At 64.6% G+C, this 12,306-nt stretch carries 10 protein-coding genes; 3 read left to right on the plus strand and 7 right to left on the minus strand.

Annotated elements, in window-relative coordinates; genetic code table 11:
- Positions 1-114: 114 nt before the first annotated feature.
- A complete protein-coding gene (locus A9K66_RS02725; protein ID WP_067319386.1) occupies positions 115-1,296 on the plus strand; it encodes an MFS transporter in 1,182 nt (393 codons plus the stop codon).
- On the opposite strand, the gene A9K66_RS02730 is transcribed toward A9K66_RS02725, so the two are convergent.
- Positions 1,254-2,168: a LysR family transcriptional regulator gene (locus A9K66_RS02730; RefSeq protein WP_067319388.1), complete on the minus strand. Its 915-nt coding sequence runs from the start codon at positions 2,166-2,168 to the stop codon at positions 1,254-1,256. The genes A9K66_RS02725 and A9K66_RS02730 overlap by 43 nt on opposite strands.
- 96 nt (positions 2,169-2,264) lie before the next feature.
- On the opposite strand from A9K66_RS02730, the gene A9K66_RS02735 reads away from it, so the two are divergent.
- Positions 2,265-3,221, plus strand: a complete 957-nt coding sequence (locus A9K66_RS02735) for an SDR family oxidoreductase (RefSeq protein WP_067319390.1) — start codon at positions 2,265-2,267, stop codon at positions 3,219-3,221.
- A 64-nt stretch (positions 3,222-3,285) separates the two neighbouring features.
- Here A9K66_RS02735 and A9K66_RS02740 read toward each other — a convergent pair whose 3' ends face one another.
- From A9K66_RS02740 to A9K66_RS02750, 3 genes are all read right to left on the minus strand, one after another.
- Positions 3,286-3,444 carry a DUF3309 family protein gene (locus A9K66_RS02740; protein WP_040991775.1) on the minus strand — a complete coding sequence of 53 codons (159 nt, stop codon included), beginning with the start codon at positions 3,442-3,444 and terminating at the stop codon, positions 3,286-3,288.
- A 99-nt stretch (positions 3,445-3,543) separates the two neighbouring features.
- Positions 3,544-6,720, minus strand: a complete 3,177-nt coding sequence (locus A9K66_RS02745) for an efflux RND transporter permease subunit (protein ID WP_067319392.1) — start codon at positions 6,718-6,720, stop codon at positions 3,544-3,546.
- 74 nt (positions 6,721-6,794) lie between these two features.
- Positions 6,795-7,967: an efflux RND transporter periplasmic adaptor subunit gene (locus tag A9K66_RS02750; protein WP_082953667.1), complete on the minus strand. Its 1,173-nt coding sequence runs from the start codon at positions 7,965-7,967 to the stop codon at positions 6,795-6,797.
- Positions 7,968-7,989: 22 nt separating this feature from the next.
- On the opposite strand from A9K66_RS02750, the gene A9K66_RS31415 reads away from it, so the two are divergent.
- A complete protein-coding gene (locus A9K66_RS31415; protein ID WP_280944302.1) occupies positions 7,990-8,124 on the plus strand; it encodes a hypothetical protein in 135 nt (44 codons plus the stop codon).
- A 210-nt stretch (positions 8,125-8,334) separates the two neighbouring features.
- Here the strand turns inward: A9K66_RS31415 and A9K66_RS02755 are convergent, their stop codons facing one another.
- The 3 genes from A9K66_RS02755 to A9K66_RS02765 form a co-directional block, all read right to left on the minus strand.
- Positions 8,335-9,756 (minus strand): coniferyl aldehyde dehydrogenase, encoded by a 1,422-nt coding sequence (locus tag A9K66_RS02755; protein ID WP_067319394.1) that lies wholly within the window; start codon positions 9,754-9,756, stop codon positions 8,335-8,337.
- Positions 9,757-9,874: 118 nt separating this feature from the next.
- Entirely contained in the window at positions 9,875-11,005 is a 1,131-nt protein-coding gene (locus A9K66_RS02760; protein WP_067319396.1) for a patatin-like phospholipase family protein, read from the minus strand.
- Between the two features lie 201 nt (positions 11,006-11,206).
- Entirely contained in the window at positions 11,207-12,292 is a 1,086-nt protein-coding gene (locus A9K66_RS02765) for a citrate synthase/methylcitrate synthase (protein WP_067319398.1), read from the minus strand.
- Positions 12,293-12,306: the final 14 nt, after the last annotated feature.

Genomic DNA, 12,306 nt, shown 5'->3' on the forward strand with positions numbered 1-12,306 from the left:
AGAGCCCATTCCTCACAGGTCCGCGCCTCTTGGTCCAACGCTTCTGCCATAGCGCTTCTTGACTACAAATTGAATCGATCTAATTTGCCGCGCAAAGCATTCGGACTTCAAACCATGAGCGTGCAAACCACAAGGCAAGCCGCGACGCGCGGCCGCTGGGCCGTTGCCGGCATTTTCCTGGCCAATGGCTTTCTCACCGGCAGCTGGGCGCCGCAGATCCCGGTGTTTCTGACCCGGCTGGACATCTCGAAATTCACCCTGGGCCTGCTGATCCTGTTGTTTGGTGTCGGCGCGGTGATGGCGATGACCTGGTGCGGCCATCTCATTTCCAGGCACGGCTCGCGCCCCGTGCTGCGCTGGTTCGGCATCTGCGGCAGTTTCGGCCTGCTGGTCGTGGCACTTGCGCCCAACGTGCCGCTCGCGGCCCTCGCGATGCTCGTCTTCGGCGGCTCGATCGGCGGCATGGACGTCGCCATGAATTCCAACGCGGTGATCGTCGAACGACGGCTCTCCCGCGCCATCATGTCGTCCTCGCATGGCTTCTGGAGCCTCGGCGGCTTCGCCGGCGGCGCGCTTGGTGGCTATTCCATTCAGAACTACGGCTATCTCGCGCATGCGATTGCGGTGACGGCGCTCGCCTTTTTGGTCATCGCCTTTGCTGTTCGCTACCTCATCGCCGACGACAGGCCGCAGGCCGCCGGGCATCAGAAATTTACGCTGCCGCGGCACACAATTGTCTATCTGGTCGGGTTGATGGCGCTGCTCACCATGGTCTCAGAGGGCGCCGTGCTCGACTGGGCCGCGCTCTACCTCCAGCAGGAGCTCGGCGCCGACCTTGCGATTGCCGGCCTCGCCTATGCTGCCTTCTCCGGCGTCATGGCGCTCATGCGCTTTCTCGGCGACGGCGTGCGCAACCGCTTCGGCGCGGTGGCGACGCTGCGCGGCTCGGCGCTTGTCGCTGCCGCCGGCATGTTGGTGGCCGGCCTCTCCCCCTCGCCTTATCTTGCCATTGCCGCTTTCGCCTTCTGCGGTTTCGGCATCGCCAATATGGTGCCGATCCTGTTTTCGGCCGGCGGCAACCAGGAAGGCTTGTCTTCCGGCACCGGCATGAGCGTCGTCACCACGATGGGCTATTCAGGAATCCTGGTGGCGCCGTCGGCGATCGGCTTCGTCGCCGAGCATTCGAGCTTCGGCCCGATCTTCGTAGCGCTTTCCGGCCTGCTGGTCATCGTGCTGTTGATGGCGAACCTCGCTTACCGCGCCGAATTTGCCGCCGAGCCTGCGCCGGCGGAGTAGCGCTTCAGCTCTTCATGCAGGAAATCCGCGACGCGGCGGATGCGCATGCTGGTGCGCACGTCACGGTGCATTGCAAGCCACACCGGCAGCTCGGGCAAGGGAACCTCCGGCAACAGCTTCTCCAGTCGAGGATCGCGGCTAGCGAGCGGCTCCTGGCCGATGCCGATGCCATTGCCGGCCCGCACCGCCTCCCACAGCACGATCTGGTTGTCGGTCCTGAAGCGGAAGTTGCTGCGGCTGACCGGGATGCCAAACGCGGTGAGGCCGCGAACGATCTCATCGCTGCGGTCGAAACCGACCAAAGGATGGTCGACGAGATCGCTCGGCTTCTGCGGGCGTCCATGTCGGTCGAGATAGGATTTCGCAGCACATATGCAGAGCGCGATATCGGTGACCTTGCGCGCCATCAGCTCGTTCTGCGCCGGCCTGACCATGCGGATGGCGATGTCGGCGTCGCGCCGCAGCAGGTTCTCGACCTGGTTGGAAGCGACGATCTCGACCTCGATGCCCGGCTCTTCCTCGCCAAGGCGCGCCGTGATCTGCGGCAGCACGCAGGCCGCAACCACCTCCGAGGCAGCGATGCGCACCGTACCCTCGATCGCCTCGACCGAGCCCAGCGCAAGCAATGAGAATGCATTGGCCTGCTCGCTGACTGCCTTTCCGCGCTCGTAGAGTGCGCTGCCTGCCTCCGTCAGTTCGTAGCCGCGCCGCCCGCGCCGGAACAGCGTGACGCCGAGCGCCTGCTCCAGCTCGGCGATGTGGCGGCCGAGCGTCGGCTGGCTTGATGCGAGCTTGCGCGCGGCGGCCGAAAGGCTGCCGGTCTCGGCCACCACGACGAAGCTCTTGATTAGATTCCAGTCGAATTCATTCATTCGTTTTTGAATAACAGAGTGCCGATCTTAGTCAATTTCCATTCGACTTTGAAGACGTCAGATTAAGCGGGCAAACGCAAGCAACGGAGACGAACAATGACCAAGATCGCAATTCTGGGCGCCAATGGCCGGCTCGGACGCGTGGTTGCCAAGGCCTTCATCGACGCCGGTTTCGACGTCCGCGCCGTCACCCGCACCGGCAAGGTGCCGGCCGAGCTCAAGGGCGCTATTGCCGTCGCCGGTGATGCTCTGGACCGCCAGTCGCTGATCCGCGCCACGCAAGGCGTCGACATCATCTTCAATGGCTTGAACCCGATCTATACCGACTGGGACAAATGCCTGCCGATGACCGAGAACGTCATGGCAGCCTGTCGGGCCAACGGCGCGCTGCATCTCTTCCCGGGCACTGTCTATAATTACGGCTCGCCGATGCCGCAGGTGATCACCGAGGAGACCCCGTGCCTTCCTACCACCGAGAAGGGCCGCATCCGTGTCGCCATGGAGGAGCTTGTCCGTCGCGAAGCCGATGCGGGCCGTGTGCGCACCATTCTGCTTAGGGCCGGCGACTTCTTCGGCGGCACCGGCAGCGGCGGCTGGTTCGACCTCGTCGTCGCCGCCAAGATGGAAAAGGGGGTCTACACCGCCGCCGGCCCGGCCAAGCTCGTGCACGAATGGGCCTATCTGCCCGACTTCGCGGTGGCTTTTGTCGCACTGGCGCGCAATCTCGATAAGCTCGGCTTTTACGAGGCCATCAATTTCCCCGGCCACGCCGTCACCGATCTCGACATCAAGGCCGCCGCCGAAAAGGCGCTAGGCCGCAAGCTGAAACTCACCTTCATGCCCTGGTGGGTGCTGCGCGCCGGCAGCCCGTTCGTAACCATGTGGCGCGAGATCGTCTCGATGTCCTACCTGCGGTTCGAGCCGCACCGGCTGGCGTCAGCGCGCCTGGAAGAGGTCATCGGCGAAATCCCGCACACCCCGCTCGCCCGAGCAGTGGCGGAAGCCATGCAAGACATCGGCATAGCCGTCGCGCCCATGCGTCAGGCCGCCTGAGCAAAGAACAACCTCAAGATGAAAACGGCCGGACTTCAAGGCCCGGCCGCAAATGGTCGTCGGTTCAGATCCTGCCCATCAAAAGCAGGATCAGCAACACTACCAGAATGACTCCCACAATCCCCGAAGGCCCATAGCCCCAAGACCGCGAGTGCGGCCATGCCGGCACGGCGCCGATTAGGATCAGGATCAGGATTATTACGAGAATTGTACCGATCGTCATTGAAAACCCTCGCCGTCTGGTTGAACTTCGAGGGAACAATGCAAAAAGCCGCCCGGTAGTTCCCGAGCGGCTTCCATGTACCTGAGTTGCGAAGTCGCCCTACTCGGCGGCTTTCGGGAAGGCGACCGCCGGCTCGGCATTGGCTTCCGCTACCGGCTCGCCTGTCGAGAGCTCGCCCTTGCCGCGGCGGAACAGGCGGCCGAACCAGCCACGCCGGGCGCCCGGGTTCACCTTGGCGCGGGTGAACACCATCAGCATCGAGGGCGTCACCACCAGCGTCAGCAAGGTGGCGAAGGACAGGCCGAAGACGATCGCCGACGACAGCGAAATCCACCATTGCGTCGATGGCGCGTTGATCGTCGTCTCGTGATGGAAGATTTCGAGACCGAGGCCGAAGGCGATCGGCAGCACGCCGAGGATCGCCGAGACCGCCGTCAACACCACGGGCCTGGCGCGTTCGCGGCAGGTCTGCAGCACGGCATCCATCTTGTCCCAGCCTTCCTCGCGCAGCCGGTCATAGGTGTCGATGAGCACGATGTTGTTGTTCACCACCACGCCGGCAAGCGCAATGACGCCGATGCCCGACATGACGATGCCGAAGGCCTCCCCTGTCAGAAGCAGCCCGAGGAACACGCCGATCGTCGCCATGACGACGCAGGAGAGAACAAGCCACACGCTGGTGAACTTGTTGAACTGCGCGAGCAGCACCAGGAAGATCAGGAAGATAGCGGCGCCGAAAGCCTTGCTGAGGAAGGCGCTGGCTTCCGCGCTGTCCTCGTTGGAGCCAGCGAGCTTCCAGCGTATGCCGCTGCCGAAATCCATGTCGGCCACGGCCTTGGTGACTTCCGCCTGCACCGCTGCCACTTGCGCGCCGGCGCTGACATTGGCTTGCACCACCACGGTGCGCGCGCCATCGATGCGGTTGAGGACGCCGACTGTCGGCTCGGGCTTCCTGACCACGAAGTTCGAGATCGGCACCGAGCCTTGCGAGGTCTGCACCCTGAGCTCGTCGAGCGTCGAGAGCGTGCGCCGGTCTTCCGGCAGACGCAGGCGAATGTCGACGGCGTCGTCGGCGCCGGCCGGCCGGTACTCCGACAGCTTGAGACCGTTCGTCACCAGCTGCACCACAGTGCCCACCGAGGTCGGGCTGATGCCGTATTGCGCCGCCTTGGCGCGATCGACCTCAAGTGCCCAGTCGACGCCGGGCGGCGGCAGGCCGTCGGAAACATCGATCACGTTGGGGATCTTGGCGATGCGCGCGGCGACGGCGCGCGCCTTGTCGTCGAGCCCGGCCGGGTCGGCGGCCGAAAGCCTGATCTGGATCGGCTTGCCGGTCGGCGGGCCGGCCTCGGGCACGCGCACTTCGACATCGACCCCGGGAATGCCGGCCATGACGCCACGCAAATCATCGAGGATTTGGTTGGCGGATTTGCGCTCGCGCCAGTCGACGAATTCGTACTGGATCACCCCGACCACGTCTTCCGGGATGTCCTGGCCGCCGCCTTGCGTCTTGCCGACGCGCGTGTAGACCGATTTCACGCCCGGCCAGCCGAGCAGGCGGCTTTCCGCCGTCTTGGTTGCGGCGTCCATTTCGGCCAGCGAAAGGTTGCCGCGGGCATGCACATAGAGCAGGCCGTAATCCGGCTCGACGCTGGGGAAGAACTCGACGCCGGCGCCGTATTTCGAATAGGCGAAACCGACGCCGACCAGCAGGCCTACGGTGAGCAGGATGACGGTCATCGGGAAACGCACCGCCTGCTTGACCAGAGCCATATACCAGCCGTCGCGATCGCTGTCCTCGTGATGCGCCGGCGCCTTGGCGAAGATGGCGCCGAGCGTCGGCGCGAAGACCAGCGCATAGAGCATCGAGGCCGACAGCGTCACGATCAGCGTGATCGGCATGTACTTCATGAAGTCGCCGATGATGCCGGGCCAGAAGAGCAGCGGCGAGAAGGCGGCGATGCGCGTCGTTGTCGCTGCGATGACCGGGCCGGCCATGCGCTTGGCGGCTAGCGCGAAGGCATCGGCCTTCGGCATGCCCTCGCTCATGCGCCGCTCGGCGAATTCGGTGACGATGATGGCATCGTCGACCAGCATGCCGACCGCCAGGATGAGGCTGAACAGCACGATCATGTTGATCGTGTAGCCCATCATCGCAAGCAGCAGGATGCCGATCAGGAAGGACGACGGAATGGCGAGGCCGATGAGCAGCGAGGCGCGTCCCGACAGCGCGTAGAGGATGACGATGAACACCAGGATGACGGCGATCATCACATGGTTCTGCAGGTCGCCCAAAAGCTGGTTGACGAAGACCGACTTGTCCTGCGTGTAGGTGACGTGCATGCCTTCCGGCATCGTCTTGATGAAGGTGTCCGACACCTCCCGGACATGGTTCAGCGTATCGATCAGGTTGGCGCCGATGCGCTTCTTCACCTCGATGGCGATCGCCGGCTTGCCGTCGAGGCGGGTCACCGTCTCGGCGTCCTTGAAGGTGGAGCGGATGGTGGCGACGTCCTTGGCCTGCACCACGGCATTGGGCGTGGCGACGACCGGCAGTTTGGCGACGTCCTCGGGCGTCTCGATCAGCGACGGCACCTTGACTGCGTATTTGCCCTCGGAGCCTTCGAGATTGCCGGCCGCGACCAGGCTGTTGGAGGCGCCGACGCCCTGGATCACCTGATCGAGCTGGAGTCCGTAGGAGGAGAGCTTCACCGGATCGATGACGACTTCGACTAGATCGTCGCGCGCGCCCTGCAGCGAGCCTTCGAGCACGCCTGGCACCTCCTCGATGCGGTCGCGCAATTCGCGCGCCGCCGACGTCAGCACGCGCTCCGGCACGTCGCCGGAAAGCGTGACGACAAGAACCGGGAACTCCGAGACGTTGACTTCAGTGACGGTCGGCTCCTCCGCCGCCTGCGGCAGGTCGGCCTTGGCGTCCTGCACCTTGCTGCGGGTGTCCTGCAGCGCGGTGGCCAGGTTGGTCTGCGGTTGGAACTCGACCAGCACGTAGCCGCCGCCCTGGAAGGCGGCCGAGCGCATCTCCTTGAGCCCCTTCAGGCTCTTGAGCTTGCTTTCCATCGGCCTGAGCAGCAGCCGTTCGGAGTCCTCCGGCGATATGCCCTGGTAGATCAGGCTGACATACATCATCGGAATCGGAACGTCCGGCTCCGCTTCCTTCGGCGTCGACTGATAGGCGACCCAGCCCGCGACGAGCAGGAACATCAGCGCCGATATTGTGAGGCGGGCGTTGTGAATGGCGAGTCTGACGATGTCCATGACTTATGCCTGCTGTTTCCCTGGAAGCCGCGACATTGGCCAGCGGCGCCGGCCGAGCCGGCGCTGCGGCCGCGCTATTGCGTGCCGGCGGAGGCTTCGCTGATCAGCTTGTTGATGGTTGCCTGGTCGGCCTCGACCGGCTTCACCAGATCGCCTTCCTTCACCAGTTCCTGGCCGGCGACGATGATGCGCGCGTCCTGCGGGATGCCGCCAAGCACCAAGCCCTTCGGCGTGTCGTCGACGAGGTCGATCGGGAAGAACGCCACCTTGTCGTCCTTGCCGACGGCGCGGATGCCGAGGTCGCCCTTGTCGCCCAGCGTCACCACCGAGCGCGGCAGCATGACCGCATCGGTCGGCTGGGCGCTGAGCGTGATCTCGGCCGTCATGCCGGCGGGGATGGAGCCGTCGGCATTGGGGATGGCCACCTCGACACGGAAGGTGCGGGTCTGCGAGGAGGCGTCACGGCTGATGTAGCGCACCGTGCCGGTGACTTTCTGGTCGTTGACAAGGCGCACGTTGGCATGGTCGCCGATCTTGATGTAGCGCAGGTCGCGCTCGCTGATCTCGCCGCGCGCGATCACCGGGTCGAGCTTGAGGATGGTGGCCACCTCGCCGCCCTGCATCACCGAGCTGCCGAGCTCGACCGGCACGCGGTCGATGACGCCGTCGAAGGGCGCCTTCACTTCGTTGCGGTCGAGTTCGGCCTGCGCCGTCTCCAGCATGGACTGCGCCGCCGTCAGGTTCGAGCGGGCAGTGTCGAGCTGCAGCTTGGGCAGGTTGCCGGTCTTGGCCAGCCGCTCGGCTGCGTCGAGCTCGGCCTTGCGCTGCGCCAGCAGCTGCCTGGCATTGTCGACATTCGAGAGCTTCTCCTCGGCGGCAAGCATCAGCACGAGGTCGCCGGTCTTGACGTGATCGCCCTGCTTGACCGGGAGCTTATCGATGACACCGGCGACGCGGACAGCAAGCACAGCGCGCTTGTCGGCTTCGGTCAGGCCCGAGATCCGTATCGCCCGCGCGAAGGTTTTGCGCGGCGGCGTCACCACCGCGACGGTGCGCAATGCTGCCTTCTGCTCGGCCTCCGCCGTCTTCGGCTTTTCGACGCCGGACTGCGCGGCTTTGCCTGCTTCTCCCTCCTTCTGGTGATCGGCGGCGCTGCCCACGGACGAGAACTCGCCCGTTGCCATCCAGGCAGCGAATCCGATGAGCACAGCAATGGCTGCAAGCTTGTGAAACCTGATTTTCGGCATCGTCATTTTTTCCGTTGCAGGCTTGGGCAAGGTCGACGGTTTCGATCCCCGGGCGCGCGGCCGATATGGGGGCGCGCAGAGCCATCTTCAATTTGCCGTGATCGGCGAAGCGCGCTTCTACCGCAAAGCCGTTGCGCAAAACAGTCAGAAACTTTGATGGATTATTGCGCCGCCGAGCTCGGGGCGCTGGTTTTTTCCGCGTTTTACATGCTGGACTGCTTGGCTTTTCTCAATCGGGGCCGGCTTTTCAGCCGATCGGACACTCAATGGCAGCAGGCGTCAGTATGATGAAGAATTTTTTGCGAAATGACATGTCGCATTGGCATGGGGCAATCAGAGGACGCGCCCAATCCGAAAATAAATCCGATCAGGTGATCAGGTTGAGCAAGCGGAACAGCCGCTCGAACGTCCGGCCATAAGGCGGCCTGAGCAGGGCACCGGCACCCAGCCTGGATTGGACGAAGATCGGTTTTTCCTTGGTGAAGGTGCGGAAGCCCCATTCGCCGTGATAGGCGCCCATGCCGCTTTCGCCGACGCCGCCGAATGGCTGCCGTTCCTGCACCAGATGCATCACGCAGTCGTTGACCGTCACGCCGCCGGCAACGGTTTCTTGCATGATCCTTTGGCGATTGGCGCTGTTCTTGCCGAACCAATAGAGGGCGAGCGGACGCTCGCCGCGGTTCACGTGATCGATCGCCTCATCGATCGTGCCGTATTCGAGGATCGGCAGCACCGGCCCGAAGATTTCCTCGCGCATCAGCCGCAAACTCTCGCCGGCGTTCCTGACCAGGACAGGCGCCATCTTGCGGTCGCTCACGCCAAGCCTTTCATTTGCCGGATTGACCTCGGTGACATCGGCGCCGCTTTCGCGCGCCTCGGCGACCATGTCGCTCAGGCGCCGCTGGTGCCGTTCGCTGACGATCGCCGTGTAGTCGGGATTGTCGCCCACGCGCGGATAGAGCTGCGCCATCGCGCCGGCAAGTTTTGCGGCGATCGCCGCGCCTTGCCCTTGCGGGACCATCAGATAGTCGGGTGCGATGCAGGTCTGGCCCGCATTCAAGAGCTTGCCGTAGGCGACGCTCGCGACCGCAGCGTCGAGATCGCACGACGCATCGAAGATCGCCGGCGACTTGCCGCCAAGCTCGAGCGTCACCGGCGTCAGATTGGCGGCCGCGGCCAGCGCCACCTGCCGGCCGACAGCGGTGGAGCCGGTGAACAGGAGATGATCGAAAGGCATGGACACGAATGTCTTGCCGACCTCGGCATCGCCGACCACAACGCTCATCTCGTCGGAGGAAAAATGCTCTTCGACCAACCGGGCAAGCAGGTCTGAAAAATTCGGCGTCAGCTCGGACGGCTTGAGCAGCACCCGGTTGCCGGCGGCTAGAGCGGCAGTCGCCGGCGCGATGGCAAGCTGGAACGGATAGTTCCAGGGCGAGACGATGCCGACGACCCCGAGCGGCTGCGGCAGAAGGCGGTTGCGCCCCGGCAGGAACGGCAGGCTGGTGGCGACGCGGCGCTCGCGCATCCAGCCGCGCAGATGCCGGATGGCGTGCTTGATGCCGGCGCGAACGACGAACAGTTCCGCAAGCCGTGTTTCCTGCGCCGCCCGTCCAGTGAAATCGCTGTCGATCGCCGTGCAGATCTCGGCTTCATGCTTTTCGGTCAGCGCCAGCAGCCGCTTCAGCCGGTCCTTGCGCACTGCGAGGCCAGGAAAGGGGTCCTTCTCGAAAGCCCTGCACTGCGCCTCAAACTTGACCCCGAGAGAGTTCTGTCTGGTCTGCAGCATCGCTACCTCCCGTTTACGCCGAGGTAAACTACTCGCGCGACGGAGGTGAATCCAGCATATCGGCGGTTCCGCAAGGGAAACCTCGGCGCCTGCTGAAACGTGCGACAGGGTTGGGCAACTAGGCTCGCCGGCGCGCTGACTCTGGCTTGATGCGCGCGGCGAGGAATTCCTTGACCCGCCGGCCCGGGGCCGGGCCGCGCATCGGCTTGAAGCCGTCGTCGAGCTCGCCCGAGAGGTCGAGCGTCGCTCGGCTGCCGACCGCGTCGTAGTTCTCCTCCAGCCAGTCGCTGGCCGCACTGCGGCCAAGGTCCCGCAGATAGGCGAGGAAGGCCCATTCGGCGTTGACCTTGGACGAGGCCGACAGATCCTTGAAAGCCTCGTCGGCATCGATGCGGTGCATGCGGATGTCGCGGTATTCGCCATGCGGCAGCCGTCCCGCCGCGATCAGTTCCTTGACGAAGGCGATCGAGCGGAATTCGCGCAGCAGCCCGGCATTGAAGGTGATCTCGTCGATGCGGTTCTGGATCTCGTTGGCGCTCTTCGGCGTGCCTTCGCGCACCACCGGGTTGATCTGCACGAGCAGCACGTCCTCGGCCGCCGCAGTCTTGAAGAACGGATAGAGCGCCGGATTGCCGCCATAGCCGCCATCCCAATAGGGCACGCCCTTGATCTCGACGGCGCGGAACAATTGCGGCAGGCAGGCCGACGCCATCACCGTGTCGATGTCGATCTCGCCATCCGAGAAGACGCGCAGCTGCCCGGTCTCGACATTGGTCGCCGAAATGAAGAGCTCCATCGACTTGCAGGCGTGCACGTTGCCGAAGTCGATCTCCTTCTCGACCACATCGCGCAGCGGGTTGAGGCCGAGCGGATTGGCGACGTAAGGCGAGAAGACCCGCGACATGGTGTCGAAGAAGAAATAGCCGGGCGTGTTCTCGATCGACCAGTTCCCCCAGACCACGTCCCACGGCATGCGTTGCACCGGGCTGAACCGCCCCTTCGAGGCCACAGCACGCCAGAAATCGTCGAGCTTTGTGCGCGCGCCCTCGACGCCGCCGCGCACGAAGCCGTCGGCCAGCGCCACCGCATTCATCGCGCCGGCGCTGGTGCCGGACACGGCAGCGATCTCAAGCCGCCCGTCTTCGAGCAGACGATCGAGCACGCCCCAGGAGAAGGCGCCGTGCGAACCGCCGCCCTGAAGCGCGATGTTGATCTTCTTCTTGTCCCCCGCCTTGCCGTTCTTCGCCATGGCGTTCCTTGTCTCGATGTGCCGGCCTGCCCCTGCGTCATTGGAGCGGGACCGCTGCCGTCAGCCTATGTTGCAGCGCAGCATATAAGGACGGACCAAGGCAAGAACACGAGCACACAAGCGTGATCGGGTGAAATTTCGCTCATGAAAAAACTGTCCGCTGCCGGACGCGGAGTATTGCATTGGGGTTTGCTCGCGGCGTCAGGCGACGAGATCGGGCGCCGGCCCGACATAGCGCGACTGCGGCCGGATCAGGCGTCCGGTCGCCTGCTGCTCGCGCGCATGCGCAATCCAGCCGGCGACGCGGCCGGCGGCAAAGACGTTGGAGAACGCCTCCTTCGGGAAGCCCGCGGCTTCGAGCAGGAGCGCGGTATAGAATTCGACATTGGTCTGGATCGAGCGTTGCGGCTTGGCGACCCTGAGCACGTCGAGTGCCGCCTGTTCCACCGTCTCGGCGAAGGCCAGCCGGCTGCCGGTCTCATAACGTGTGCCTAGCCGCCGCACGACGGCTTTCAGCACGTCGGCACGTGGGTCGCGCACGCGGTAGATGCGATGGCCGAAGCCCATGATGCGCTCGCCGCGCGCGATCTCGTTTCGCAGCCAGGCGGCCGCGTCGCCGCTCGCCTCGATCGCGTCGAGCATCTCGATCACCGGCCCCGGCGCGCCGCCATGCAGCGGGCCTTTGAGCGCGCCGAGCCCGGCCAGGATCGCCGAGGTCAAGCCCGCCTGCGTCGACGCCACCACCCGCGTTGCGAAGGTCGAGGCATTGAGCCCATGGTCGCAGACCGTCACCAGATACGTATCGAGCGCCTTGGCAAGCGCCGGCGAGGCCGTACCGGAGAGCATTCGGAGCATGTCGTTGGCATGATCGGCGCGTGCGTCCGGAGGAACAGGCTTCTCGCCGCGTCCGAGCCGCAGCAGGGCCGGCGTTAGCACCGCCGGCGCTGCGATCAGCCGGAGCGCGTCGGCGAGCGAGTCGCCGTCGGGCAGAAGAGCGATGCCGGTGCGCATGCCGCTGTAGACATCGAGCGCTGGAAGTTCAGCGAGCATCGGCTGCAGCCGTTCGCAAACCTCGACACGCGCATTGCCGATCGCCTTCTCCAACTCGTCGTCGCCGGGAAGCTCGTCAAAGAACCCGTCGAACAACAGGCGGACCACCTGGCCGTAGCGCCAGTGCCCGGCGAGTTCCGTCAACGAATGGCCTCGGATGGTGAGATGGCCGCCCGCGCCGTCGACATCGGAAAGAACCGTCTCCGCCGCCACAACATCATCGAGCCCATTTGCCATGACTGTCTCCTTGA

The organism is Mesorhizobium sp. AA23 (assembly GCF_001672435.1).
Classification (GTDB): Bacteria; Pseudomonadota; Alphaproteobacteria; order Rhizobiales; family Rhizobiaceae; genus Mesorhizobium.